This window comes from Paenibacillus sp. USHLN196 (genome assembly GCF_037144955.1).
In the GTDB taxonomy this organism is placed as follows: domain Bacteria; phylum Bacillota; class Bacilli; order Paenibacillales; family Paenibacillaceae; genus Paenibacillus; species Paenibacillus xylanexedens_C.
This window is the reverse complement of the sequence record NZ_JBBCYH010000008.1, coordinates 1-26198: the sequence shown is the minus strand read 5'-3', so window position 1 is coordinate 26198 and position 26198 is coordinate 1. Positions and strand designations below refer to the sequence as shown.

The window sequence follows — 26198 nt, the reverse complement described above, 5'->3', positions numbered from 1 at the left end:
ACTCCATCACCCTGTGAATGGAATGAACTTGAAGGACCAAGCCTTAAGCTTGGTCCTATTTTTATTTTTATGAGACAAGCAAGTTTGCATTTTTCCGTCTATTTTTCTTACAATACAGTCTTGATAATGCTCGCATACCTCTTGAAAACAAACAAAAGGCCCCTTGAAATCAAGGAGCCTTCATGTTATGTTCCAAAAGATTGACTACTCTTGTGATGCAACGAGTTCGTTGTAAGCCGCTTCAACGCGGTTCCACTCTTCTTCGTCTTCAATATTGTAGAGCACCATTTCCTCGTCTTCTTCTTCCATACGCAGGATGATGCCGTCAGCTTCAGGATTGTTACGTTCCAGCAGGAGCGCATAAACATGCTTCTCCACGTCAAACGTCTCCACCAAAACCATTTCCACGTCTTGGCCGTTCTCGTCTGTTAATGTGAGAAGGACTTCTTCATGCTCGTGGTCGTGGTCGTGGTCTTGCCCGCATCCGCAGCCATCGCCGTGTTCATGTGTGTGATCGCTCATTGAAATACCTCGCTTTATAAATAGAAATTGTGTAACCTTGCATATCGTAACATGTTCATTGAGCTAGGTCAATTTAAAAGGGCAACGTTACATTCGCTTCAATCGTTCAGCGCTGTAATGATTTTCTCCGCTACCAGGACGTAGTTGCTGTTTGCATTTTCTTTAATATGAAAACCGACTTGGTACTTGCCAGCACGACTGAAATCGTACGTAAAATCATACGTGCGGAACCAGAAGTTATCCTTCTGTGTTGTAAGCTCCTGTGACTGGATATCCTTCACCTGACCGCTTGGATTGGTGATTGTTACTTTCACGGCAGCTACATCTGCTGTTAAACTGTCCACTTGTGAAAATACATTGAATTTCAGTTTGCCCACGTTAACGTTACCAAATACAGTGTCTCCCTTGAAGAGAAAAATATGTACATTCGGTTTGATCACCGTTACTCTCTTGTTACTGCTATCCCATTTGACGACGCCTCCGGCTTCCCTTACAGGTACATAGGTCGTTCCATCAATGAGATAACCTCCGTCAGCTGCTTCCTTGCCGTTAATGAGAACTCGAATCTTCTCGTTCACTGAATCCGCAAACAATAAAGACCCGCCGAGCAAGGAGAATACCATGACACAAAGCAATATTCGTTTCCATTTCATCCCGTCAATATTCCCTCCCCTGCTGCTAGCTGTTGTACATTTATACTGCAGATTCATCCACAAAGTTGCGCTGTTTTTCATCATTTTTCATTTTTTATCCAACATTTTTTCCACCCCTTGGAATACGCAAAAAGAGGCAATCCTCATTAAAGGATGCCCCTATCCTATTATTGTTATATATACGGAATTACATGAAGAGTTACGAAGAAGTATGGCGGGTCAGTATACAGGGGACACCTTTGCCTACAGCCCCTTCAATTCTCATCCGTGCAGCGTACTCCATTCCTCGTGAACAGGGTGTTTTACATCTCTCGCATACATCCGAAGTGACCAACTTCATGGACACACGAATTTTGTCACTCTTCAACGCGGGAGCTTTCTTTCCTTTTGCCTTTGCCATCCCGGATTCCCCATTTCCCCAAGTGCTTACTGATGTAATGCATCATATGGGGATTCGCCCGGTTGTGTGTCTATTTAGAATACGTATTTAAATAATAAGAAAATGACCAAGAGGATGCCTCCGAGAATGAGCCAATTGCTAATCTCATACCAGATGCTCTTTCCTCCGGACAGGTATTTCTGTTCATCTTCCTGATGACGCTGACGGTGGGTATCAGTCTCAGAGCCATGGGGTGGTTTGCTAAAATCCATCATACGTACATTCCCCTTTCAGCAACTTTGTTTAGTCCTCATACCATTATAACCCATATTAGAGGGAAAATTTGATTCTTCTGTATAAAACACCAAAAAACCTCCGATTTCTCGGAGGTTTCTACTCAACTATACATAGTATCAATGATTACGCCAGTTCCACGTTAACATTCACGTTCCCTTTGATTCCTTTGGAATATGGGCAGTAGTCATGGGCAAGTTTCACAAATTTATTAGCCGTTTCCTCATCCAGACCGAGAATTTTAACTTCCAAATCTACTTGAAGCTTCACGCCGTTATCCTCAGAGTCCGTTACCAACATTACGGTTGCAGCTACGGTACTTCTTTCAATTTCAACTTTGTGTTTCTTCAATTGGAACTCCAGCGCGGAGTTAAAACAAGCACTATACCCTGCTGCAAATAACTGCTCCGGATTGGTAGCTGTCGTCACTTGTCCTCCAAGTTCAGGCGGTGCAGCGACATCCAACATAAACACGTTATCTGGGGATTGTACGATTCCTTGACGTCCGCCTGTATTAATTACTGTAGTTTCATATAATGTTTTCATGTGAAAACTCCTCTTCGAATTTAATTTTATTGGTGCAAACATGATTACTTGTTTTTGATTTGCTAACAATTTGATTGTACACAATTTAATTGTGTTTGTAAATGATTATTTATAACAAAAAAAGAAGCCGCTTATATTGCGACTTCTAAAAATACTTTTTATCGTTAGGACAGATCATACATGTTTATCCTCACGAACAGCTTTTATCGCTTTATTCTCTTCGTCATTCCGATCGTAAATCTCTCAAATCCGAGTTTTTCGTAGTAGGTTGCCAAACCTTCGGTGCACATCAATTGTGGAATCACCTTATTTTTCTCACAATGTTCAATGATTCGTGTTAACAACTCCTTACCGATTCCTCGGGATTGGTAGTCAGGCAGAATACCTACTCCACATATGATGCCTGTGATGACCCCATCGGATATTACGCGCCCCATACCGACCAAGCGCTGTTGGTCATACGCATATAATGCATACCAGCTCTGTCTGCACATGCGCTCCAACTCATCAAGGGTTAGGTTCAGCGAGTTCCATCCCAAAGCTTCATATAAAGTTAGTAACTGATCCACATTTTCAAGTGATTCTGCTGAATAATGTATCGTGTTCATCGTCAAATGCCTCCCCAACCTGTCTAACCAATCAGTTACTCCAGATATCCACTTTCATCTGTGCACATTTGAAATACTTGGCCTCTGCCTTACTTGTAGTCAGTTTCATAAGACACTGCAATTCTCCATGTTGGAACACCCCCCCGCTAAGATCAGCAGCAACACCGCCATATTGGTCATCTGCACCAAGCCATACAGACGGTCTCTCGAACCCAGCTGAGAACTGTAATCCGGTACAGAGCAGCACAGTGAGATTTTTACGGTTCTGTGCCTCATCTCCTGCTACGCCATGTGTGGTGAAGAACACCATGTTTTGCTTGAAATCGGTGTACGTTCCGTCTGCTTTATAGGCACGAACCATACCATACTTCTGATTGACGTTCTGAAAAAAGGTGATTCCTGCTTTGCTATCCTTTGATTTAATGCCGACCTGAACCGAGATACCAATATTCCCGTTCAATTGTAGCGATTCCAATGTGAACGCAATAGCGGTTACTTTCGAGCTATCAATCAGATGCTTCATTTTCAACTCTGCGGATGCTCCTGCCGTTGCCGCTGTTGTGACTGTAATGGTTCCTCTATCTGGCAAAGGCTCAAACGTTGGTGTACCCACCACCTCAAGCCAGTCCGGTAACGTTCCGTGAAGAAAATCGGCCACAAGCTGTTTGTGGACCTTGCCGAAGGGTACGATCTGACCCGCCGCATCACGTATAACCATCTCTACACCCCCACCGAATAGGCTACACCGATATTATGATCGGTATTGTAATACACGTACACTACGCCGTCCATAACGGACACCATCAAGGATTGCATGTTGGTCGTTTCCCAATTCAATGCCGGAAAATATATATCTGTAGGTTTGTCCAGCAGTTGACGAAAGTCTGCGCTGATCTTGGCAATGGCTGGCCGAGCTACAGTCGTAACCCCACCGGATGCATAAGCCGACAACATGCCTATCCACCACATGCTCCCTTTGTACATAAATACACCAGCATTGGGTCTCGAAATGTTTTCTCCTGCACTTAAAGTGGCATCATTACCACCCAATAATGGTCTGGGATCAGCTAACCAGCAGCGCCCGTCATGAGAATGCCAGATACATTTACGGCCAAAGTCACCCCCGCCCATAACCGAGAAACCGATCCATTTACCGCCATTTCTGAAGCATGAGAAGTATCCCGTATGCCCATCACCCGGAAAACCGGGAGGTTTATCCAAAATCAAACCCACTCTTGTCCAATTGATCATGTCCACAGATGTCGCAAGTGCGGTTGATTGATTAATCCCCAGCCCGTTTTGTTGATAATACATGAAGAATAATTGTTCAACATCGTTCCAGATTACAAATGGAGTTTCCGTCGAATTCCCAACCACAGTATCCAGATATACCTGTCCGTGTTTCGTCCATGGTCCTGTCGGGCTGTTTGAGTAGGCTAGTCCAATTCCTCCGATGTGATTATGATTGGTAGAATACGTGGCATAATAATCTGCCATGGCATCGGGGATAAGCCCCTTTACCTTGATCGCCCGAAACCAATAGATCGATTGAAGTCCTGCCATTGCAGCGGTATACATAGGATTGTCCATTTTTTTATCAAATTGAGGTGTGTGCATCCGTCGGGATTCTGCATCGCAATAATCGTAAGGTGAAGTGAAACTGTTGGCTGTGACATTAGCAGTCTGTTCTGCCTGGATATTTTTTTCAACCATTGACATGTTACACAACCTCCTTAGCGTTCAGGGTGACAATGTCCAATGGAGAGAAGTATACTAATTCCGATGTGCCCTTTAGTAGATTTGAGAGATCAACAACATTACCCATATTCGCAGCCGGCCCCTGAATAACACGAATGATAGAGCGAATGCCTGCATTATATGAATACGCTTTCATTTTGTTAATTCCTTTGCTTTCCTTACCGTTGTGACCAGTGACTGTCTCTTTCCATGGCATGCCCGGATAATGTTGATCCTTCATATTAATCCCTCCTATTGTTTTCTCACGATAAGTATATTCATGAAGTTACCTTTCTGTTAAAGCATCATGCCCATTTTAAGGCCTAATATTCCAAGACTGGTTTGCAAAACAACATAAAATTTTATCCCCTTTTAGACTTTTTGAAGGTTATATCTTTCCTTTGGAGGGGAGTGAGTTGTGCAACCATCGGTTTGCTTTTGTTAAAATGACTAAACAGGCTAACCAATAACAATTGGCTAACCTGTTTAGAGGAAGAAACTGCAATATAGATGTTCTCTTAAACAAGTATTTTCGTGGTGTTACAAGGGATGCTTTCTTCACTTTTCTAAAGCCAATGACTTATTGCTCCGCAAAAAATGAAGATATGGGATTCGCTATTTTTTTATTGGATTTCTCCTTGCCTTGGTGATCCAATAGATAGTATTGGTAAAAATCGTTAGTGAATCCGATAGACTCCTGTATTTTCAGCTTAAAAGGTTCATATGCCGCATCACTCAGATGATCCTCATTCCAGAAGTAGTGAAGCATCAATCGATTCTGGTTATAAGGATGTTTGATCACATATGCACCAGCAGCGAGAGGTTCATTCATAGTATTCTTCCAAGGAAAACCTGTCTGTTTCGCCCGATCGATCATGCTGGATTTTAAAGCCTGCACCAGACCGTTTGACTTGGCATTGCCAATGACAATAAGGTTGCTGTTGCCGATCTCTTTTTTCATCTTTTGCTTCAGTTCCTTGCGATCCCGTATAACGTCGTATTTCACACCGCTCATATCAAGGAATCCAGTCAACTGATGAACCATATCTTCCTGCTGTTTCGCTGCAAGCTTGCTCACCTGATCGCTGAGCACAATGGTTAATTCCTCGCCCTGAAGGATTTTGTCCATCAATCGATTCATCACTTCATAAGGCAGATCAGGGATCATCCCCATAACAGTCTGATATTGTAGGTGTAAGATGTCATGCACATAGGCGGCGGTTTCTTCTTGTGATAATTGATATTCCTGCTTTAAGACAAAGTTAGGCTGATATAGGGCCATCTGCATTTCTGAACGTACTTCTTTACCGAGCACATCTTCAATGGTATGAAGCAGCCCCTCTACCGTTGCATCTTGGTACACGTAGCGTTTGAAATATGTCCTCATGAACTCGTCAAATTTCTCTTCACCGACGGAACGGTAAAGCTGATAGATGGCTTGTCTTCCCTTCTGATAATACACCAAACCTGCCAAATCCCCAGCTTCATCGTTTGTTGACGCAATCGCCAAATCTACGGGCGCAGTATCAAACTGTATGGATCTGAACCCATTTAGCTTGTCTCCCTGTTTCTCGGCAAAATACACCATGGAGAAATCAGCAAAGCCTTCATCCAGGAAGGATTCTGTCTCCGAGTTATTACCGATCAATGCATGGAACCACTGATGCGCTATTTCATGAACAAATGTTGTGTCTTCTTCTGGAACAGCACCATTTTGAATCTGTCCCATCTGAATGAGCCTCGCATACTCCACGGCAACGCCTTGTACATACGTCTCGACAATGCGGAACTCTGGATAGGGATACTTGCCATATTTTTCACTATAAAAATCAATGACCTTGAATGCCTGATTAATGTACCGGTCAACTATCTTTTTCTTGGATGGATCATCGTTGTAATAATAGTATTCCACCGTTAGACCGTTACGGGTAGCACGTTCCACTTGAAGATTAGGACTTGCAAAGAAAACAAACTCCCTCGTATTCTCGGCTACAGCAGACACTATCTTACGATCATGTTCTGTACTGTCTTGAGTGGTGATCGTGCCCGGCATGGCTACCTGATACTCATCAGGAACATTTAATTGAACATCGAAGTCTGATGAGGTGTAATAATCGCTCTCAAAGGTTCGACTATACGGTGCCTTGTTCCACTGATGCTTAACTTCGTCGTAGACAGACATCACCGGAAACCAGTGTGCACCATTAATCATATCCTTGTAGTAGGAAATTCGCTGCGACCCGTATGGAATGTTCAGCTGGAATTTTAGTTGGATCGCTACAGATTCGCCTGGTTGAACGGGCTCTTTCAACTGTACGGTCAACGCTTGGTTTTCCTTGTGGAAATCCAACGATTGGTCATTTGTTGTTATTCCCTGAATATCCATCCCTCCAAGGAAATCTTCGGGTTTCTTATCTGGATTATTTGTGCTGATCATTTCATTGTCTTGTTGAAACATGGTCGCCTGTGTAGACTTCGTCAGGTTCGCATCAGCATAAGTATGGAGGACCAACTGCTGAAGTGTATCCTTGCTTGTGTTGCGATACGTTATCTTTTCGCTACCCTGCAGGGTCATGTCCTTCTCATTGATCCGAGCCTGGATCTGGTATTGAATCGGGGTCTGCTCTAGGGTATCTTTCTGTGTGTTATGTACAGCAGATTCTACAGTTCCAGATGTGGGCGCTGCCTGAGCCGCAGTATAATTCATGTTCACAAGTGGACTTGTTGCCAGCAATAAGGCCAATGTACCCGCGATCCCTACTCTAGCTAACTTTGCTGTAAATGGACTTGAATAATTCATAAGTTCTCTCCTCTTCGTATTCTAGGTTGATCTCAGAACCAAGTATAGAAGACGAACCTTACGTTGAATTTATGTTCTATTTAAATTTTGTTTAAAAAAGAGGAGAGAATAATAAAACTAATGCAAATCGTATTCATGCCTGTATGTAAGAAAAAAAAGAAGCCTTACATCGTAAGGCTTCTCGTGTATGATCTGTAGTGGGCTCGAACCACTGACCCCTACCCTGTCAAGATAGTGCTCTCCCAGCATACTTACTTTCACTGGATAAATGTCCTAAGAATTCTTTGAGTCTAACCTTGATTTCTACCGATATTTTCTCTTTACTGACATAAACAACATCGATAAGTGTACTTAACATCATTTTCTTCTTTTCCGTGGACGCTTTATCGAAAACATCTTGCCAAACCGGGATATATTCTTTTAATGTTTCCATCTCAGATAATTCAATTTTCTTAGAGGAAAGTATTCTTTCAATTTCGTTGATTTCATTGGTAGTTTGTGAGATTTCTAGTTCTTTCTTTTCAATGAGTTCATTAAGCATTTCCGGTTTGAATGCACTTTTACCCATTATTGATTTTGGGACTTCGGCGTTTAGCACAGATAGTTCATTATAATGTTCTTCAAGTGCTGATTGCAGTTTCTTAATTTTTTTCTCTTCTTCATTGGATGTTTTCTTTTTGATTGAATCAATTTTTGAGCTGAAATCTATGGCTTTGAGTTGATTTAAGTAAATATTCACTTGCTTCATTACTTGTCTCTCAACCTTCTTAGAGGAGAAAGTCGCTTGACCATCACAGTCGGTTTTACCTTGTAGTTTTCCGGTGCATCGATAACTCTTATTTTGATTGTATCTGAGTATTTCTCCATTCGCAGCTTTATATTTATTCACAAATGTTGTTGAAGTTAATCTTGAATTACAACATCCACATCGCGCTATACCAGTTAGTAGTAAACTACCTTTTGTACTCATCGGCACAGAGTTGTCATTGTTTTGTTTAGTTTTAGGATTCTTTTTTTCTCTGATATCTTGAGCAGAATTCCACTCTACTTCGGATATTATTATTAACTCAGGAATAGGCTTGGAGAACGTGTCGTTTCCTGACTCTTTCCTGTATCTCATTACTCCTTTGTAGATAGGATTTTTAAGTATAACATTTACAGTTGCAGCTCCCCACTGTTTAGCCTTTCTTGTGGGAATATTCTCTTCGTTCAACAATTTAGCTATCCTTAGTTGTCCATATCCTTCATCTAGTACCAGTCGGAATATTCTATGTACCACCAAAGACTCTTCTTCGTGTTTTACTAATTTAAGCAACACCTTACCCTTTTTATTAACATTGCCTGAATCAACACCTTTATATCCGTAAGGGATGCCTCCCCCTCTAAAAATCCCATCCTCAACCATTTGCATATGTTTTTCATTGACCCGATCTGAAGTCTTTCTACTTTCTCCGCTTGACTGCCAGAATCTAAGGTAATTGACCAGTCTGTCTGTATGTGCTTCAATTTTTTGCTGACCTTCTATGACTGACCACATTTCAATTCCTTTATTTACAAACCACTCAAGTACAAATGGAGTCTCATCATCCTTCCTTCCCAACCTATCGAACATAAATACCAACAATACATCGAACAAGCCATTTTCTGCATCCTCTTTAGCCTGCTGGATCACGTCTCGATTAGAAGCGGATACTTTGAAGCCAGAGACACCTTTTTCAGTATATTCTTTTACTAGTTTCCAACCATCCTGCTTATCGATCATTCCTCTACACGATCGTTGTTGCATTGGTATATCATTTCCATCCAACTGTCCTTTTGTTGATACACGATACAGAGTTGCTATCCGTTTAATTTGTGTCAATTTTTCCACCACCATATCTTTTTTCTGTTATTAATTCAACATATCTCTATTACTACTTTTACTATTAAATTTTATCTAAATTACACCAATGAGTCAATAAGATATAACGAAGACTACCCACATAATTTATTGCAGGTAGTCTCATAGTTTATACCATATTCATTTGTTGTTCTAGGTATTCATTTGAAAGCATACTTGTAAGTCTTTGTTCAACACCCATATCTAATCTAGAGAACTTTAATTCAATCCACATTTTATCTTTTTCATCAAATGTTTTTAAGATATCATTACCATACTCATCTGTGTCTTGAAAATATTTTTCACCCTCTATCAATATCTCTTTCAATCCTTTATTCATACAATCTTTAATAGTCTCCATATGTATTAATTGCCTCCACTATAAAATCTTTTAAGTGATAATGCCATCTTGTACGTGGCTTATACCCTTTAATCTCAATCCCTATTTCTTCACAGATGGCTAGTGAAATACTACTTTTATTTACTCTGCTTCTATATGTATGTTCCTTAATTTGGTTTTGAGCTATGTATTGATACTTCAAGAACTCTTCTATATGTATAAAGTACACCTTGTTCTCTGGTTCACGAAAATTCATAATGAAACCTGATATGACACCTTCATATGCATTTGCTTCATTCAGTTTATCGATCTGATGTTGCTTGATTACACTTTCTTGAAAGCTAATTGACTTATCCTTTGTTGATTTAAGTTCTAATGTGAATAAATGATGATTTGCAAACATCATACAGTCATAATCATTCTTTGTTACTCTAACCGTTGCCCTGAATGATGCGGGTATACTCGTATCTTTAATTCTGTAAAAAAACACCTTATTTGATTTTGCACTTGTTTCTACATCTTTCTCAAATTGTTTGCCCGCGTTGATTTTTGTCAAGTTTACCTCCTTGTTTATATTAAAGAAATACAACATATTATCAATTTCTAAATGTAAGTAATCCTCAATGCAATCTGTCCAGTATGGAATCCTGATCATGTAAATATCGTTTTCTCTGCAATAGTCATCTTTCTTTTTGTCGTTCGCCCGTTGTCTAATTAGAGCTTGTTCGCCTCCGATGTGCATCATCGGTTGAAAATGCTGAATACCATCGTACTCAATAGCACCAACTAATACATTCTCCATGTACAGCAGAAAATCAAATCGTAGCCTTCCTAATTCCTTCAATGTTTTCTCGCTTTTAAAAGTAATTATATCTTGGTAGTGCCCCAAAACCCTTTCAACTTCCCTTTCACCTTTTGACTGTTGACAGAAGGGACACCTTCCTCCAGCCACAAAATCGTTTTTTCTAACACTAAATGTTTTCATACATTTATTGTGCCTTATATCAATTTTTGTTTGAGAGTCTACATACTCCGATTTCAAGGTATACTCATCGCCAACTAAATCATATATTTTTTTCTCCAAACTCATAGTTGTGGTTGATTGCCCAAAACATACGGGACAGTGCTTCTTTAAATGAAGAAGCTTATAGGGAACCATTTTAAATTGATGTCCGCATTCATGTTCAATTGTTAGTGGAACATCAGAACCAAGATACTCTTCCAAGACGATATACTCATCACCAAAGATATTCTTAACTTCTAATTTGAAAGTTTCATTGTCTTTCCGCAACAGCCCTAAACATTTTCTACACTTTGTCCTAAGTAAATTGACAGCTACGGTCTCGTATTCGTAATTGCAATTACAGCACAGAACTTTAACCCTTCCGTTTTTTCCATTGTAATCGGATAATAATCTCAAATTGTTCTTACTGATAATAGGATCGAGCTCTTTGTAGAATTCATCTTTGTTATATGATTGATGTATAAAAACAGAGCAGTTAAAACAATAATAGACTCCGAAACCAAACTCCTTTACGGTCTTAGATCGGTTGTAGTTACTAAATACAACTGTTTTAATCTTCGAGCATCTGTCACATTTAACTCTTATCTTCGCCTTACTGCCACTCGATAAATCTTCTAGCTTCACAGTATAGAATCCATCTTTATTTATGTATTTCTTTCCCAAAGTCCGTAGGTTTCCATTTACAGCTTTAATTTTGGTATGATGATCCAGTATCGTTTCCTATCATTCCTCTCCTGTAATTAATCTTTTAGCATCTACCGCTTTGAATAAACAATCATATGTATCATGCACACATACTCCATACACATCTAATACTTCTTCGCCAACATTGATAGTTTCCCCACATCCAAAACAAGTTGAGTATAGAATTGTATTTTCTTGTGGATCAGGAAAGTGTACATAGTAATAATCACTATCGAATCTATCCATTTGTCTTCTCATTTTTCTCACTCAACAATTGATTAAGAACTGTTCCTACTACTTCTGTGCATTCATCCTCAGTCAACTTACGTCCAATAATCTGCTCTATCTTTGACTTGCTAAACTTGTTTCCCATCTATGTATTCTCCTTATTCTTGTACTTGTTATAACCTGTGATCCAAACATCTGTCTGATCTGTAGCTCTGAAACCGCCATTGCCGTCCGGGACTTGTCTTGGCTTTTTCTTATGACTTGTTATTTCAATTAAATCTCCTTTTTCAATTTTCAACGCTTTATCTTTGACGTTAAATGTTTTCTTGTCCATTTTAAAAACACGTTCATCGCCATCACGAAGATTGTATAATGTGAGCTTGGGACTATATTTAACATCTAAATCGGTAACTACACACCAACCCGATTCTATATCGGGAAATACAGCTTCGGAGTACCCTAGCATTTCTTTTTGGAACATCACTTCTTCGTTTGGCATAACTTTGGAGTAGTCATTTTCAGTGCGTATCCTATGTTCTTCATCAACTAGATCCGCAATCCTCTTAAGTTTAGTCTTCTCAACGTATGTTTTTTTATATTGAGACTTTCCACTTGAGAACTCTTTGTACAACGTCACTAATAAACTATTGTTACCAAATTCTCTAAAAAAGCCAAGGCGAATCAATATATCAGTTTGACGACTGTTGACCGATGTTTTTTCGTTTAAATCCACCAACAGTTCAACAAATGATTTATATGTATTTTTACTTAAAACTAATAACTCTTCTGCAATCTTTTCGTTAAGGTATTTAATAGATTTTAAACCTTTGTAAATTGTATTATCGCCCTCATTAAATGAGTAATCAGCATTAGACTTACCAAATTTAATTGGTGACACCTCAATACCTCTTGTTTTAGCATAGTTAATTATTTGACCCGTCTTTTCTATGTTGTCATTATTTATATTTAACATCACAGTAAGAAAGGCTAGTGGGTAGTAGTGTCTTAGATACCCATTTCCATAGCCGATGTGAGAGTAAGGATTTGAGTGGTTATCGGAGAATCCATAACGCTGTGCATCATCTATGACCTGCAAAAAAGGCTCTAAGACAGCAAGCGCATCTTCTTCTGTCTCTCCGTAATCCATATTCATTTTTTGCACAAAACGTTTCCTTATCTCTGGCAGAAACTTTTCTGTTCCTTCTTTTTTACTCAAACCCCTTCGAACACTATCGCTTTCTGCCATTGTAAACTCACAGAATTCTACTAGAAAGTTCATGATTTGTTCTTGATATACTAAGTATCCAATAGTACTCTTCAGAAAATTATTCAATGCTTCATGACCGTGATCTTTGAATATGCCATTTGCCAAAGCTTGTCTGTATGAGTCTCCTGATGGTCTAATTGCTCCATTGCCAATTGAGAATAACTCAATATAACTAAACATATCATTTTGTTCTTCTATCTTATGTATTGTTTCTTCGCTCAGTAGATCTTTTAGATATGCTTGAGCAGAATTACTTTCCCATTGGAATATTCCTAAACCAGACTCTCGTATGGAATTCCAGACATCTTTATCATCAACATCCATATTGTCCGGTGTAAGTCGTTCAATTCCAGCCAGCTTACATGTCTCATTGATAATTTCATTGTTGTCCAAACCCAAAATATCCAACTTTACATAATTGAGTCCATCAAGTTCTTTCATATTGATCTGACTTACTGGATACTTACTTTCTTTTGTATAACAGAGCCCAATGTTGTCTTCGAGACTTACTGGAGAAACAATATAACCAGAAGGATGAGACCCTATACTTACTATAACTCCTTGTACCAACTCAACATATTTGAATAGTTCGGGATACATTTCGAGATACTTTGGATCTACTCTATCTACCTTCTTATCGTCTTTGAATACTGACTTAGCAATAGCGTCTACTGTAGCAAGATCCATACCTAAAGCCCTTCCAACTTCTCTAACCGCTCCTTTTAGCGCCACAGTGTTAAAGGTAATAATCTCTGAGAAGTGAATACCGGGAATTTTTGCTACGTAATCAATAACGTCTTGCCTTTTAGATGGAGGCCAATCCAAGTCAATATCAGCAAGCGAGATACGTTCTGGATTCAAGAATCGGAAAAAGTTTAGTTTATGTTTGATACTATCCATCTCAGTAATTTTCAATAAATACGCAATCAAGCTTCCGTTAACTGATCCACGACCATATCCTTGATAAATATCATTGCTATGCGCCCAATCGACTACGTCTTTTTGGAGGAGCATATAATCAATTGCTCCAACCTTTTTATATGTATCAAACTCTTCTCTAATTCGTTTAAAGTAAGCATCTTTTTTTACTTTGTCAAACTTGTTAATTCCTCGTTCGATTACACCGACATTTATCTTTTCTTTAAACACTTTTTCTGAGTCGTCGTGCAGCTTAGGATACTTTGGCGACGAATCAATCTTAAATTCTTCAATCATATCAGCCATAACGTTTGTATTATGTATAGCTTCTAGATAAACATTTCTAGGTAGCGTCGATTGCTCCTCAAACATTTTGACAACTTCGGGATATGTTTTAAATGTTAGATCGAATGCATCTTCATCTCCATATGTCGCACCCTTAGCCTTCATTAAAATCTTACGTGCATCAGCATGAGATCTGTTTAAGGCGTGAGTGTCTGTCCCTGCAATAAGCGGTATGCCTGTTTCAAGTGATAGACTGTGTAGATGTTGGTTAAATAGCTTTTGCTCTGGGTGAGTGTGATATTGAATCTCAAAAAACATTCTATGCTTATTTTTAACAAAGAAATCCATAAATCTGTTCATCATTTGCTTGTTGTCATTTTTAATTGCCCTCCATAGCGGAGATGCAAGGCAAGCAGATGTCATGATAATATTATCTGAGGTATTGAATAGCTCTTCAAAAGTAATCCTTGGATTATAATAATAGTGTCCGTCATCTTTATTGTTCGAAAGTGAAGTTAGTTTGTTTAATTCCTGTGCTCCCTCAAGATTCTTTGCGATAAGCATGTAGTGGTAGTTATCGCGAATCAAACCACTTTCTTTGTCATTATGTTCAGTAAGGTATACCTCATTAGCATGAATGTACTTCATACCCTTCTCTTCGATCGAATGTTTCTTCTTGACCCAATTAAATACATTTCCATGCTCAGAGAAACAGATTGTTTGCATATTAGCTTTTTCTGCTTCATCAATATACTGTTGATACTTAGTCACAGAATCTATAGCCATTGAAGTTGATGGATTGCTAGTGTCTGAATGCAAATGATAAATTACATAGTTATCCGTATGATCATCTCCTTACTTGCACATTCAATTAAAATATTGATTTCATATATTATATTTGTCTATTTAAGCTACATTACAATCACCCCCTCAAATTCTCCTATAAAGAGCTAATTATCCTTAATCTCATACTCTCTATAGGAGAACATTCATCTATAAGTTATAGACACCTTCAGCCTTCTTTGCTTCAGTTAGCTGAGATTCAATATCTCGTGCAGTAATTTCCATTAAGTTTTGACGTGACATCTTCTCGCGTCTCTTCATTAATCGAACCGCCTGATGTCTGATTGCCTTCTCGATAACATTTCTTACATATCTGGCATTACTAAAATGAATCCTCAAGTCTTTTTCATCTTGTATGATCTGTTTAAGTTTTAATCCTGCTTCATTTGTAAAGCTATAATCTTTCTCTGAAGACATCTTTAAAGCTATCAGCATTAATTCGTCTGTGGAATAATCATCAAAGTTAATCTGAATAGGAAATCTTGAGGGCAATCCAGTATTAATCTGAAGGAAATCATCCATCTCGATAGGATATCCAGCCAATATGATGATTAGATCGTCACTCTTATCTTCCATAACTTTTACAAGTGTATCTATAGCCTCTTTACCAAAATCTTTTTCTCCTCCACGAGCAAGACTATATGCTTCATCGATGAAAAGTATCCCGCCCATAGCTTTTTTAACAAGGTCACGAGTCTTCAAAGCTGTATGACCAATGTACTCCCCAACTAAATCAGCACGTTCAACCTCAATCAAATGGCCTTTGCTTAGTACACCCATTTTGTTGAGCATTTTGGATATTATTCTTGCTACTGTAGTTTTACCAGTGCCGGGATTACCTTTGAATATCATATGGTAAACCTGTTTGCTGTTCTTCAGTCCCTCTTCACTACGATACTTGTTGATTTGGATCAATGAATAAATCTCATATATCAGATCCTTAACTTTATCAAGCCCAATCATTTCTTCCATCTCATTAAAAATGTCTGCTGCGGATTCATTATTGTGATTACTTGTTAATGATAAGTCCTCGTTTTGCTCTAACGGCGCTCTAAGCCCACCATCAGCGTTGAATATAATATTGATCCTTGAATCATTAACAGTAATTTTCCTTAAACTTTCGTCCACAGTCATCACCTCGTTAGGACAGTATATGCTCCTGTGTTGGTGCAAAATGCTTATCTGATCTTATTGATTATAATCTATGTATAGTAGGCCGAAGCCTACATTAAGAAGTAAGAAAGTTATTCAGTTTTGCATCCAAGTCATCATTTTCTTCGAATTCAACCACATCTGCTTCATTAATGGTTGCATCCTCTTGAGTATCCGTACTAACGTACGAAGCCTCTTTAAATACTTGAATACCCTTAATCATTGGTTCTCGACCCGTATGACCGAACAAGAACTGTCTCAGTGCTTCTCTTACTATGTCGGCTTCGTCGTAATATACTGGTAGCTTGGACATTGCAGATCGTATATCGTCATCTTTTACTGGTCTTAGGCGCGCAATAACGTGTTGCTTCCCCATAATCGCACACCTACCTTCTCATTACCTTCAACTTGATCAAGCTGTCCGTAAAGTGACTTATTATTAAGTCGAAGGTATTCAAATATGTAACGGGCTGCCCCTCCACCGATCATATACATTTCAAAATTTATGTTTAAACCTTCTATTTCATTTTGTATCTGCATTGCCAATGCTTTAAATGCTTTTGACACCAGATGTCGTATATCGTGTCCTTCATATGTACCGCTCAAAACATACTTATCTAATTCGTATATTGCTGGGGCTGTCCCAACCAAATCTTGTAGGTACTTTCTAAGTAGTTTATAGGCTTTTTCTACTCCCAAGAACAGACTTGTCGATTCCTTCATAATTTCTAAGCCATCTAACCCAAGCAGGTTTAACGTGTAGAATCCTAAATCCACTACCAATATCTTTTTCTTTGCATCTGCTTTGTTCTGAATCTTGCCGGACTTATTTAATAGATGATTCATAGCAATGCCATAACCTTGTGGAACTATTTTGTATTTATCAATGTTGAGCTTAACTTTGCTAAAATTGCTACGACCCTTTTTTATCTCATATGGATCTGATTCGGCTAGTCTATTGATCATATCTTCCATCTCAGACATCTGCTTAAAATAAAAGAGAATCGGAAGACCTGTAACAAGATTGAACTTTTTACTTCCATTGAGATATCCTAAGCCAGTTTTGAGGATAACCTCCGATGTCATTGCTTCGCTCTTCTGTTTATTTAAAGTAAAGTATTTAATCTCACTTTGTCTCAGAGCTAAATCACCAACGAACATGGTATCTTCAAAGAAAAAATCATTGGGCTTAATGTTTGTATCAAACATGGGCTGCGATTCACCTGCAATAGATGGTTGAATAAATAGTTTATTGTTCTTTTTCCCTTTGGCCCAACTAAATCCTAGATCAAACACGCTTATATCCTCGGTCAAAATTGACGACATGGTACAACCTCCCATTCAATTCGACTACATCGCATTAGACTTGTATGTAATAGTCTCGTTTCTCCTACAATGTAACACAAAACTTATAGATTGATTGTACCATGTGGAATTAGCTATGTACAGTATTATCTTTGTGTTTTAAATATCCGCTATACATTTGTCTCGCCTATGATCCTGTAAAATTGATGTTTCATCAGGAATTGCCCTTTATAAAAGCCTTATGTTTCAAGGATAATTCAGTTAGCCATTCTTCATTATTGCATCTTTCTGTTCGTGTATCCAAGGCTAGGTCAATCATTGAACGTATTTGTTCCCCATTGAGTTTCACTTCGTTAATGTCTACGTCACAATAAAAATTGACTATCTCATGAAATCTATTTACATCACTAATACTGTTGAACTTATTTTCTATGTGTATCTCTAAATTCACTTTAGCTTCAGGATATTCTCTTTTAATCATTTTAACTGCTTCCTGATATGTGATTTTCCTTTGACTGTCGCCTTCGAACTGAAAATACAGAATGTGGTTGTTGAAGTGTAGTTTTCTTTCCACATAATTATAGTACGCATAATTTAAGTCGAACAAATACTTTAAGGTTAATGGTTTGTGATTGAAAGCAGGATAGAATACTCGTAGCTGTTTCTCGAAAAGCTTAAATAGATCTTTATCATTTAGTCTTATCATATGTATTTACCCTTTCTATTAATATGGATCACTCTCAGTCTGGTAGTACTCTAAACCGTAATTCATTTGCCACTCGATCAGCTTTGCTATGTATTTGTCGTATTTCACTTTTTCGATCAAACCCTTTTCTAATCTACTGTTCAATGCTTTAGTATAATTTTGAATCTGAATAACAAAACACCCCTATTCTCTATTTGAACGTAATTCTAGAACTTGCTTTTTCCTAATCTTTAGCTCTTCCAAAATTAACTCTTCGGGTATAAGATTGCCGAATCCCACAGAGCCCTTTGTAAATGGACTATCAATACCTACATTGATCTGATTAATATGATTTGATGGCCTATTATGAATATGTCCGTGAATGGAGTATGCATTTGGAGTCAGCCCAATCTCAATCGGATAATGGAACAGGAATAGATGCTGCTTATCAATTTTTCTAACAATCATATTCTCAACTTCTTCAAAATGATGATCCATTTTCTTTACAGCATTAGCATTGTCATGGTTGCCAACTGCAAGATGAATCTTACCCTTTAGTCTTGGGATGATATTCTCCCATTTAGTGATCCCACCAAATACAAAGTCCCCGAGATGGTATACTGTATCGTTGCTATTAACTGTTTGATTCCATCGTTCAATGAGATATTCATCCATCTCTTCGGCTGTATTAAATGGCCTGTTCTCATGTTGAATGATGTTCCTGTGTGAGAAGTGTGTGTCTGAGGTGTACCAAACTGACATATTATCTTTCATCCTTTACTTTTAGTGGTGTGTAGCAATCTGAGCAAATAATCCAATCACATGTTTCCAAACAATTTGAAAATTGATACCATTTTGTGGGTTTAAAGTACTCCTTAGTTGATGTGAATTGAGGTATGCTCTTGCAGTTATCACAATACAGTGACTCGGTGTTACTATGTATTCTTGCTGACGGCTTGTATCCATATATGCCTAAATGTTTTTTTATAATTTTCCCCATCAAAGATGTATCTCCGCTTCTAGTATGATATGTCTATTATTTAAACTATTTTATAACTTTGAGGAATTCTTCGATTTCATTATAATAGTACCCTCTTAATTCACCGTCATTGAAATATATCGTGTACATCAATCGTCCGTCTGGATGCCTAAAAGTATCAATCAGTTCGCCAACCATGCCATACTTTATATCAGTTTCTCGTACAACTATGTATTTCATTTCTCTTGCTATTTGAAACAACTCCTCACAATTACTTCTTATTAAAATGCATCTTTCACTTAAATTACAATAACTGAAATCGTTTAAGTTTATCTCTCATTTCCGACTTATGGCATGGTGCAAATCCCACACATGTTAGAGATCCTTCAGGAATTTCAGTTCTGCCATTGTCTCTGATATAATAAGCACCATCTTCTATCAATTTCAATAGATCCTTCTCTTTGCCTCGTAACACAATCTTTGGTTGGTTGTTTTCATGCCACTCATCCCATACTTCAGTTCCATTCTCATTAACAGTTATATTGGTTGCTACATGGCCCACCTGAGCTGCAATCTTTCCTGCTGACATGTTTAGATCTTTATTTACGATAAAGTACTGTACAAGCTCATCTTTCATTTAAACAATCCCTTTTAATTGGTCAATTACATCGCACATATACCAATACAGTTCACTAATCTCCTCGGACTTGTATTCATCAAGAAAAATCCAATAACATTCATTTTCATATGAGACATTAACAGCTCTAGTACTATAAATTTTATGCCATCCAATATGCTTTTCTTTTAATCCACCATTTTGTTCTATGTATGCTTTAAATGACTCATTAAAAAGTTGATAACATTCAATAGCTTGAGCGACATCCTCAAACCCCATGTATCCTTCGACTCCGATGTGATATTGATCTTTGTTGGAGTGCCAAATCCTATCCTTCCAAACGCTAAAGTCTTCGTCCTGCCAACTGAAGACTTCCTTGGCTTGTCCCTTTTCTAGTGCTTCATCAAACTTGCCGCGCTTATAGGCATTATCGTAATGCGATTGTCTAATGGAGTCCATCTCTTCTGAGTAGAAAAACTTCTTAAGCTCTTTATCATCCATATTAATTCACTCTCCCAATGCTAAATCCTTGCATCTGTGACATCTTATATGAACCGCTAAGTGAAACTAAAGTACTCAAATCTTTGAATATTTTGATCTGCTGAATCATTACCTCTGAAAATGGAATAATTCCATCATGTAATTGTTTACTTTTCCAACTAACCATGCCTACAGGATCATACACATGTAATTGAAAGAATAGGGCATCATTATATCCGTTTAATTCACCATTAGTTTCATATGTGTCTTTGACTGGATATAGGTGGATGATGGGATTCTCAACTACATTCGGCAATGTTTCAATTTCCTTATACTGCATAAATACTCGCTTCATATAATTCACACTGTTTTCATGTATCTTAATTTCATTTTTAACTATCATATTGTCTCCTTTGGTAGAACCATTCTATGTAAAATATAAGTTTCATTTAAACTATGTATTATGTAAATGCTGGAGCCAATTTCCGTACACTATTCTTAAAATGCTGATGAGCTCTTTGTCTTGTGACATTCATATCCCTGCCAATATCGGACACACTCATTCCTTCAAAGAAGTACTTACGAGCGAAAATTTTCTCATTAGAAGTCAATTTTCGTTCAATGTATCCATTTAATACACCATCAAAAATAGAATCTTCTACAGCGACTAAATCAAGGTGACTTTCATCTGACAATACCTCAGACAATAATTTTTCGCTATCTCCGCTGTTGTCCTTGTAGAGATTGTTGTCCATGCTGATGCTAGTGTATTTACTACGGCATTTCATTCCTTTGGATCTAGCGTTAGCAGAAAATTCTCTGTTTACTACTTTAGCCATGTAAGTAGTGAATTTAATATTTTTAGTGTGATCGTAAGTATCATACGCTTTTAAAAGTCCAATCATTCCCATACTAACTAGTTCATCAGGCTCTTCAGGAGACCCGTTTGATAATGTTTTGTTAGCCAATTTCACTACAAAGCGCATGTTGTTTTTGATGATCTTATCCTTTAAGTCCTTGTCGCCTGTTTCTTTAGCAAGTTTGATCATTTCCTCATTATTAAAATTGGGAATGCGTTTCTCTAACTTAATACTGATTTTCATCTAATTCACCTTTTTGCACACTATGTTGAATGTACAATCCCTCTTCTGTAATTTCTAACAAGTTAAGTTGCTTACCGTATGCGCATGCTCCATCAATACCTATTTTGTCTTCTTTGGAGTCGAACCAGATATCAGCAGATCCATGTAAATGAATTGCTGGAGTATGTCCAAAAATCACTTTCTTACCTAACCCTGTGTTGTTTCTGAAAAACTGTTCTCTGATCCAAATAAAATCATCATTCGATGTGTTCTTCCAATTATTGAGCAATGGATTGATACCAGCATATATATGATGGTCGTCTTCGTAGTACAGTGGAAGTGAATCTAGGAAATCTATGTGATGCTGATAATGTTTACGTATATACTCTTTTACTTCTATGTATTTATCCCATTCAAATCCTTCTTCAAAATAATCTCCACCAATGTAACTAATCAGTGTTGTAAATCCACCATTATTTAGCCATTGAGCGTCATATGCTTCATCGTCATGCTTAAGTGCTGCCACCATCATGTCATCATGATTTCCTTTTAGTACAATAGTGTTGTGTATATTTTTAAAACCCATAACCTGCTCAATAACATGCTTGCTTTTCAATCCTCTATCTACATAATCTCCAATTAGTATCAGTTGGTCTGATGTGGGATCGTATTTAGACTTACTGAGAATACAATTGAATTCATCGTGACAACCATGAATATCGCTAACCACGAGTTTTCTGATGTGTATGGCCTCATTTCTATTGATTTATTGTGTATGTGCTATTAAAATTATTGTATTGCAGGGGTGCAATAGACGCAGGTTTAACCGAGAGCTGTCATTACCTTCATTGGTGTGGCAGCTCTTTTTTTTGATGAAGCAAGTGCAACATCAAGACTATGTATTTGTGGGTTCTTCTAACTGTTTAGTTGCCATTTGAATTCCCAATAGATATGCATAGAATACCCTCGGCAATTCTTTTCCGAAATCCTGAATCATTTGAAAGTCTTCACTGTCAAAGTAATTTCCATTTGCTCTTTCATAAACACTCCAGATCAAGTGTTTAAAGTATGAGGAACTACTTCCTTCACATATTGCCGATTCAATGTCCTCACACAATTCATTCATTGCATTTGTAAATTTGCTATCATCTTCAGCATCATATAGTCGCTCATCTCGCCATTCTTCAAGTTCTCTCTGGGCTTTCTCCTCATTAAAGTCCCATCTATCACGTGAGCAGCATGATAATTTGCCCATCAGATACCCTAAATTAATATTTCTAAAACTTTCAGGAGTTGCCTTCCAAGTTAGATCAAAAATTGCATCTCCAATATCTCCACTTATGTATAATCGATAACCACTAAATATGTATCTTACTGAGTAGAAGCTACTTCCGGGTTCTCGCCAATCGATAATCGTAACATTGTCATATGTATATTTAGTTGCCTTGTGATTTTCAAACCACTGAGTCTTAATTTCTTCAATTACTTTCTCTGCTCTTGTCAATTAAACATCTCCCACTCATATTAGTTATTTAGGCAATCGCTAATCCGTCAATCAGACAGTCATATAGGTCTTTCGGTCTTTCTACTTCGTCAAAATTCATAAGATTAACTGCTCGAACAATCTCTTTCAAGTTCCGTAAGAGGAACTTATAGTCACTAATATCTAGATTCTCTTCGTTACTTTCCCTAAGCTTACTATCATCGATTACTGATCTATCTATGTATACCTTGTTGTTAATGTAGTCATGCACAGCTACAAATTCTTCTTCAATCTTTTCAATTGTATGGTTTAATACCTCAATTTGAGTTTGCTTTAGCACCATTACGTCGCCTATAGAGAACACATTCCTGCTAAACCCGATCATTCGACTAATCATGTCCAGTAACATTAGGGCTCGGCTCTCTTTTTTACTTAGCTCAGTATTTGAGATAGATGCTTTAATCAACGTGTTCTCAGTTAGTTCTGAGATATGTACAATGTTTTGATCCTTACCCAATGTCTCTAATATTCCGCTTTCTATTTTGTTCCTCGATACAATCACTTTTAATTTGTAATGCTCTGCAATATTAAATTTCTTTTCATGTTCGACAATTTGATCAAACGATAACCAAAATACTGGCTCAGAGCTAAAGTCGATCTGTTGTCCTTTTCTTTCTTCGATTTTATCCTCATCAATTTCGGGTTCACTTCGTCCACCAGATGATCCTTCACTTCCATACCAAGTAGAAATACCTTCTGCTTCTGGGGCTTTGTTATTAACCTCTTGAGTAAATTCAATCTCTTTATGATTTGATTCAGATTGTTTAGCTGCTTCTGATTTAATAAAAACCTCATATTGATTGACGCTTCTGATTTCTGGATTCTTTCTTTTAGCTAAAGCAATGCTATTAAGATATTTCGAATCATCCTTATTCTCAGTATCAAACACTAGGAACGATATCTCATTTTTCAATTTTCCCTTGTCTGCATTCCATGAGATAGCATCAATATGATTCTCAATGTGTCTCTGTTCACCATGTAGAAAACTGTTATTGGCAAGTTCTTTGGTATACCTCGATACTTCCTTTAAGAATGCAAAGTATTTATCATCTCTAATGATGTCTTTGCGATCTGGAGAGGTAAGATTTAAGGTTTTATCATTGATGTGTAGATCGCCTTTAACGTAATAGTAGTTATCAAGTTTCGTCACCAACCTACCTTTATAAAACACTTTTAATTCTTGACTGAATCCTGAGTTCAATGCAATCCAACCTTGAATATTATCTGATTCAATCACACTAGAAAACACGCTGCCATCTGTGTCTGTTAAATTCTTTTTTGGTTGAAGCTTGTCATCACAATAGATATCTAACTCATGTATGTATTTTCCCAACAACTCGATTCTTTCACGAATCAATGATGGTTGAACTTCTGTAAAGTCAAAATTATTCAGTATCAATTTGAAGCCTTCATGTGTATTATCTGTCTCAGTTACATCTATATCAGTTTTATTATTCTGAATCATCTCACCAACATTGAAGATAATATGCTTACTTCCCGTAAACACTTCGATGTGGTCACTCACCGTAATGTTGCTGAAGAATCCCATTCCAAAAGGTGATTCTGATTTTTGCACATCTTCGTCCCACTCAGACTCTGCGATAGAGAATAAAGCTTGTGGGTTTGATAGTATCTGACCATTGTTTTCAATTGTAACTTTATTGCTGTAGTAATCAATCGTCACTCTAACCGCAGTAGCTTTGGCTCGCTGAGCATTCTGAATATCTTCATCAAGGAATGACAGTTTGTCCTTAAATGTGCTCTGTCGTAGCAGTTTCAATTGGTTAATCACGTTAACCTTTACCTGAACATTATTCATTAGTTTCCTCCCTCAAAATTGACTATTTTAAACTTTCTTACCTAAATTCATAAACATGTGATCCTCAAATTCTTTGTTGAGAGTATCTTTAGCCTCAATAATATTGTTTTCACTGATAAGGTCATAAGCATATTCCATCTCATTTAGCAGCCATTTAATTTGTAGTACTAGCGTTTCCCTATCTTTGGAAAAATCGGTGAGTCCAAGGTGTGGCAATCTTTTCACTCCTTTCTGTGTAAAACAGGTATTTCATAAGGAATCCAATACCCAATCACTACTTATTTAGCAATTTTCGTTTTGATGAATCCATCTGTTGTTTTAAACTTTCTCCCACCCAAACCGACATAAAGTAAAAGTTAAGTATGGGCGTTTCAATACAATTGGATTTACGTAGAATCTCCAATATCATGCTTTTATCTAATCTAGACATCTGAACCTCCATATCGATTAATTATCCCAAGGGATTCTAATTGCATAATTGTTTTCACCATAATATGTAGTTGTCCATTTTTGTTTTGAGCACCACTCATCCAGAAACTTTTGTAATTCATCTTTTCCTTCAATATTATCTAATGCATCCTCATGTAAATCTTCAGACTCTCGATCTAAGATATCATCCGCATTCAGTGATAAACTAATTGAACGAGTACCCCATACATAGATGGGTTTCGGATCATCTGGTTCATGACTATCTTCCCAAGCCTCAATGAACTCATCGAAACTTGCAAAGTAACCATCGTTATAAGGGTAGTCGTCTGATTGATACATGCCCATCTTCTTAGCAATATCATCGGATGACTCTAACTTGATTGCTTTATCCCACAATTCTTGTTCTCTTGCTGCTCTTTGAATATCTTTTTCATGCAATGCATCGGGACAATCACAATCATTAAACCGTGATAGTTTTTCATTGCAAAATTCACACAAATTCACTACTCCTGAATGGCAGTGTCTACAGCTAATTATGTATTGATTATCGTAAGGAAAGAGTTTGCTTTTGTCTGGATCATCAGACATTCCGTATATTTGATTTGTAATTTCTAATCCAGTACCTTTACAGTCATCACATGGTTTCTGGTGTTTTTGTAAGTCCTTTTTTAGTCCATTTTTTAAAACTTCTGATAAATATGATAGTGCGTCAATTATGACCGTAACTGGTTTTTCAAACGTCGATTCTGTCAAATTGCTTCCTCCTCAGTTACTTTACTTAGCAAGTTTTTATATGATTCAATTGTTCTTTTCATTTCCTCTTTTAGTTCACCGATATCATAAATCTCATACTCATCACCATAGTCGTAATCATATTTTGTTTGTATGCCAATCCAGCAGGGAAGAGTATAAGTTTCAATATAGTGTAATTTAAGTTTTATGAATTTTTCATTTGTTAGTACTTTCAAATCATCTAAATTTTTTATGTAATGACAGATTGTAATATGAAGTGCGACACCCGCTGGAAATAAATAAAAAATGGCCCATGGCCGGATTCGTGTAGAATGAAGTCACCACAACAACCATTCACACAAGGAGAAT

At 37.5% G+C, this 26198-nt stretch carries 30 protein-coding genes; all 30 read right to left on the bottom strand.

Going from position 1 to position 26198, the window contains the following annotated elements:
* Positions 1-204 precede the first annotated feature (204 nt).
* The 30 genes from WFI24_RS19590 to WFI24_RS19445 all read right to left on the bottom strand — a co-directional run bounded on the left by WFI24_RS19590 (position 205) and on the right by WFI24_RS19445 (position 25850).
* Positions 205-522 carry a DUF1292 domain-containing protein gene (locus WFI24_RS19590; RefSeq protein ID WP_036614722.1) on the bottom strand — a complete coding sequence of 106 codons (318 nt, stop codon included), beginning with the start codon at positions 520-522 and terminating at the stop codon, positions 205-207.
* Positions 523-620: 98 nt separating this feature from the next.
* Positions 621-1175 carry a copper amine oxidase gene (locus WFI24_RS19585; protein WP_145322909.1) on the bottom strand — a complete coding sequence of 185 codons (555 nt, stop codon included), beginning with the start codon at positions 1173-1175 and terminating at the stop codon, positions 621-623.
* Positions 1176-1374: 199 nt separating this feature from the next.
* Positions 1375-1575 carry a hypothetical protein gene (locus WFI24_RS19580; RefSeq protein ID WP_145322911.1) on the bottom strand — a complete coding sequence of 67 codons (201 nt, stop codon included), beginning with the start codon at positions 1573-1575 and terminating at the stop codon, positions 1375-1377.
* A gap of 74 nt (positions 1576-1649) precedes the next feature.
* Positions 1650-1829 (bottom strand): hypothetical protein, encoded by a 180-nt coding sequence (locus WFI24_RS19575; RefSeq protein ID WP_145322913.1) that lies wholly within the window; start codon positions 1827-1829, stop codon positions 1650-1652.
* A gap of 145 nt (positions 1830-1974) precedes the next feature.
* Complete coding sequence (locus WFI24_RS19570; protein WP_307416785.1) at positions 1975-2394, bottom strand: organic hydroperoxide resistance protein; 420 nt, start codon at positions 2392-2394, stop codon at positions 1975-1977.
* 203 nt (positions 2395-2597) lie between these two features.
* Entirely contained in the window at positions 2598-3002 is a 405-nt protein-coding gene (locus WFI24_RS19565; RefSeq protein ID WP_336763507.1) for a GNAT family N-acetyltransferase, read from the bottom strand.
* Between the two features lie 31 nt (positions 3003-3033).
* Positions 3034-3720 carry a hypothetical protein gene (locus tag WFI24_RS19560; RefSeq protein ID WP_336763505.1) on the bottom strand — a complete coding sequence of 229 codons (687 nt, stop codon included), beginning with the start codon at positions 3718-3720 and terminating at the stop codon, positions 3034-3036.
* 2 nt (positions 3721-3722) lie between these two features.
* Positions 3723-4721: a hypothetical protein gene (locus WFI24_RS19555; RefSeq protein WP_336763503.1), complete on the bottom strand. Its 999-nt coding sequence runs from the start codon at positions 4719-4721 to the stop codon at positions 3723-3725.
* A 1-nt stretch (position 4722) separates the two neighbouring features.
* Positions 4723-4980 (bottom strand): hypothetical protein, encoded by a 258-nt coding sequence (locus WFI24_RS19550; protein ID WP_336763501.1) that lies wholly within the window; start codon positions 4978-4980, stop codon positions 4723-4725.
* Positions 4981-5319: 339 nt separating this feature from the next.
* Positions 5320-7539: a M1 family metallopeptidase gene (locus WFI24_RS19545; RefSeq protein WP_336763499.1), complete on the bottom strand. Its 2220-nt coding sequence runs from the start codon at positions 7537-7539 to the stop codon at positions 5320-5322.
* A gap of 226 nt (positions 7540-7765) precedes the next feature.
* Complete coding sequence (locus WFI24_RS19540; protein ID WP_336763497.1) at positions 7766-9400, bottom strand: recombinase family protein; 1635 nt, start codon at positions 9398-9400, stop codon at positions 7766-7768.
* A gap of 148 nt (positions 9401-9548) precedes the next feature.
* Positions 9549-9779 (bottom strand): hypothetical protein, encoded by a 231-nt coding sequence (locus WFI24_RS19535; RefSeq protein ID WP_336763495.1) that lies wholly within the window; start codon positions 9777-9779, stop codon positions 9549-9551.
* Positions 9766-11445 (bottom strand): hypothetical protein, encoded by a 1680-nt coding sequence (locus WFI24_RS19530; protein ID WP_336763493.1) that lies wholly within the window; start codon positions 11443-11445, stop codon positions 9766-9768. The genes WFI24_RS19535 and WFI24_RS19530 overlap by 14 nt, the downstream gene beginning before the upstream one ends.
* Before the next feature lie 60 nt (positions 11446-11505).
* Complete coding sequence (locus tag WFI24_RS19525; RefSeq protein WP_336763491.1) at positions 11506-11712, bottom strand: hypothetical protein; 207 nt, start codon at positions 11710-11712, stop codon at positions 11506-11508.
* Positions 11705-11839, bottom strand: coding sequence for a hypothetical protein (locus WFI24_RS19520; RefSeq protein WP_336763489.1), 135 nt, complete (start codon positions 11837-11839; stop codon positions 11705-11707). Before WFI24_RS19520 ends, WFI24_RS19525 begins: the two co-directional genes overlap by 8 nt.
* The gene (gene dnaE / locus WFI24_RS19515) at positions 11840-14983 is read right to left on the bottom strand and encodes a DNA polymerase III subunit alpha (RefSeq protein ID WP_336763487.1); all 3144 of its coding nucleotides are present in this window, start codon (positions 14981-14983) and stop codon (positions 11840-11842) included. It lies immediately after the preceding gene.
* 174 nt (positions 14984-15157) lie between these two features.
* Positions 15158-16141 (bottom strand): AAA family ATPase, encoded by a 984-nt coding sequence (locus WFI24_RS19510; protein WP_442956242.1) that lies wholly within the window; start codon positions 16139-16141, stop codon positions 15158-15160.
* Between the two features lie 94 nt (positions 16142-16235).
* Positions 16236-16472, bottom strand: coding sequence for a hypothetical protein (locus tag WFI24_RS19505; protein WP_336763483.1), 237 nt, complete (start codon positions 16470-16472; stop codon positions 16236-16238).
* A gap of 32 nt (positions 16473-16504) precedes the next feature.
* Positions 16505-17485, bottom strand: coding sequence for a ParM/StbA family protein (locus WFI24_RS19500; RefSeq protein WP_336763481.1), 981 nt, complete (start codon positions 17483-17485; stop codon positions 16505-16507).
* 193 nt (positions 17486-17678) lie between these two features.
* The gene (locus WFI24_RS19495; protein WP_336763479.1) at positions 17679-17945 is read right to left on the bottom strand and encodes a hypothetical protein; all 267 of its coding nucleotides are present in this window, start codon (positions 17943-17945) and stop codon (positions 17679-17681) included.
* 408 nt (positions 17946-18353) lie between these two features.
* A complete protein-coding gene (locus tag WFI24_RS19490) occupies positions 18354-18911 on the bottom strand; it encodes a phosphoesterase (protein ID WP_336763477.1) in 558 nt (185 codons plus the stop codon).
* A gap of 521 nt (positions 18912-19432) precedes the next feature.
* Positions 19433-19765, bottom strand: coding sequence for an aminoacyl-tRNA hydrolase (locus WFI24_RS19485; RefSeq protein WP_336763475.1), 333 nt, complete (start codon positions 19763-19765; stop codon positions 19433-19435).
* Positions 19766-20245 carry a hypothetical protein gene (locus tag WFI24_RS19480; RefSeq protein ID WP_336763473.1) on the bottom strand — a complete coding sequence of 160 codons (480 nt, stop codon included), beginning with the start codon at positions 20243-20245 and terminating at the stop codon, positions 19766-19768. It abuts the gene before it with no gap.
* Between the two features lies 1 nt (position 20246).
* Positions 20247-20627, bottom strand: a complete 381-nt coding sequence (locus tag WFI24_RS19475) for a hypothetical protein (protein ID WP_336763471.1) — start codon at positions 20625-20627, stop codon at positions 20247-20249.
* A 58-nt stretch (positions 20628-20685) separates the two neighbouring features.
* Positions 20686-21327 carry a sigma-70 family RNA polymerase sigma factor gene (locus WFI24_RS19470; protein WP_336763469.1) on the bottom strand — a complete coding sequence of 214 codons (642 nt, stop codon included), beginning with the start codon at positions 21325-21327 and terminating at the stop codon, positions 20686-20688.
* Positions 21311-22036 (bottom strand): metallophosphoesterase, encoded by a 726-nt coding sequence (locus WFI24_RS19465; protein ID WP_336763467.1) that lies wholly within the window; start codon positions 22034-22036, stop codon positions 21311-21313. Before WFI24_RS19465 ends, WFI24_RS19470 begins: the two co-directional genes overlap by 17 nt.
* Positions 22037-22201: 165 nt before the next feature.
* Positions 22202-22810 carry a hypothetical protein gene (locus tag WFI24_RS19460; protein ID WP_336763465.1) on the bottom strand — a complete coding sequence of 203 codons (609 nt, stop codon included), beginning with the start codon at positions 22808-22810 and terminating at the stop codon, positions 22202-22204.
* Between the two features lie 28 nt (positions 22811-22838).
* Positions 22839-24668 carry a hypothetical protein gene (locus tag WFI24_RS19455; RefSeq protein WP_336763463.1) on the bottom strand — a complete coding sequence of 610 codons (1830 nt, stop codon included), beginning with the start codon at positions 24666-24668 and terminating at the stop codon, positions 22839-22841.
* Between the two features lie 27 nt (positions 24669-24695).
* A complete protein-coding gene (locus WFI24_RS19450; RefSeq protein ID WP_336763461.1) occupies positions 24696-24884 on the bottom strand; it encodes a hypothetical protein in 189 nt (62 codons plus the stop codon).
* Between the two features lie 231 nt (positions 24885-25115).
* Positions 25116-25850, bottom strand: coding sequence for a hypothetical protein (locus tag WFI24_RS19445; protein WP_336763460.1), 735 nt, complete (start codon positions 25848-25850; stop codon positions 25116-25118).
* Positions 25851-26198 lie beyond the last annotated feature (348 nt).

Bases quoted from the DNA above. Each gene is read 5' to 3' on its own strand.
- WFI24_RS19590 (WP_036614722.1), bottom strand. From the start codon at position 522: ATGAGCGATCACACACATGAACACGGCGATGGCTGCGGATGCGGGCAA.
- WFI24_RS19585 (WP_145322909.1), bottom strand. From the start codon at position 1,175: ATGAAATGGAAACGAATATTGCTTTGTGTCATGGTATTCTCCTTGCTC.
- WFI24_RS19580 (WP_145322911.1), bottom strand. From the start codon at position 1,575: ATGGCAAAGGCAAAAGGAAAGAAAGCTCCCGCGTTGAAGAGTGACAAA.
- WFI24_RS19575 (WP_145322913.1), bottom strand. From the start codon at position 1,829: ATGATGGATTTTAGCAAACCACCCCATGGCTCTGAGACTGATACCCAC.
- WFI24_RS19570 (WP_307416785.1), bottom strand. From the start codon at position 2,394: ATGAAAACATTATATGAAACTACAGTAATTAATACAGGCGGACGTCAA.
- WFI24_RS19565 (WP_336763507.1), bottom strand. From the start codon at position 3,002: ATGAACACGATACATTATTCAGCAGAATCACTTGAAAATGTGGATCAG.
- WFI24_RS19560 (WP_336763505.1), bottom strand. From the start codon at position 3,720: ATGGTTATACGTGATGCGGCGGGTCAGATCGTACCCTTCGGCAAGGTC.
- WFI24_RS19555 (WP_336763503.1), bottom strand. From the start codon at position 4,721: ATGTCAATGGTTGAAAAAAATATCCAGGCAGAACAGACTGCTAATGTC.
- WFI24_RS19550 (WP_336763501.1), bottom strand. From the start codon at position 4,980: ATGAAGGATCAACATTATCCGGGCATGCCATGGAAAGAGACAGTCACT.
- WFI24_RS19545 (WP_336763499.1), bottom strand. From the start codon at position 7,539: ATGAATTATTCAAGTCCATTTACAGCAAAGTTAGCTAGAGTAGGGATC.
- WFI24_RS19535 (WP_336763495.1), bottom strand. From the start codon at position 9,779: ATGGAGACTATTAAAGATTGTATGAATAAAGGATTGAAAGAGATATTG.
- WFI24_RS19525 (WP_336763491.1), bottom strand. From the start codon at position 11,712: ATGGATAGATTCGATAGTGATTATTACTATGTACACTTTCCTGATCCA.
- WFI24_RS19520 (WP_336763489.1), bottom strand. From the start codon at position 11,839: ATGGGAAACAAGTTTAGCAAGTCAAAGATAGAGCAGATTATTGGACGT.
- WFI24_RS19510 (WP_442956242.1), bottom strand. From the start codon at position 16,141: ATGACTGTGGACGAAAGTTTAAGGAAAATTACTGTTAATGATTCAAGG.
- WFI24_RS19505 (WP_336763483.1), bottom strand. From the start codon at position 16,472: ATGTCCAAGCTACCAGTATATTACGACGAAGCCGACATAGTAAGAGAA.
- WFI24_RS19500 (WP_336763481.1), bottom strand. From the start codon at position 17,485: ATGTCGTCAATTTTGACCGAGGATATAAGCGTGTTTGATCTAGGATTT.
- WFI24_RS19495 (WP_336763479.1), bottom strand. From the start codon at position 17,945: ATGATTAAAAGAGAATATCCTGAAGCTAAAGTGAATTTAGAGATACAC.
- WFI24_RS19490 (WP_336763477.1), bottom strand. From the start codon at position 18,911: ATGTCAGTTTGGTACACCTCAGACACACACTTCTCACACAGGAACATC.
- WFI24_RS19485 (WP_336763475.1), bottom strand. From the start codon at position 19,765: ATGAAAGATGAGCTTGTACAGTACTTTATCGTAAATAAAGATCTAAAC.
- WFI24_RS19480 (WP_336763473.1), bottom strand. From the start codon at position 20,245: ATGGATGATAAAGAGCTTAAGAAGTTTTTCTACTCAGAAGAGATGGAC.
- WFI24_RS19475 (WP_336763471.1), bottom strand. From the start codon at position 20,627: ATGATAGTTAAAAATGAAATTAAGATACATGAAAACAGTGTGAATTAT.
- WFI24_RS19470 (WP_336763469.1), bottom strand. From the start codon at position 21,327: ATGAAAATCAGTATTAAGTTAGAGAAACGCATTCCCAATTTTAATAAT.
- WFI24_RS19455 (WP_336763463.1), bottom strand. From the start codon at position 24,668: ATGAATAATGTTCAGGTAAAGGTTAACGTGATTAACCAATTGAAACTG.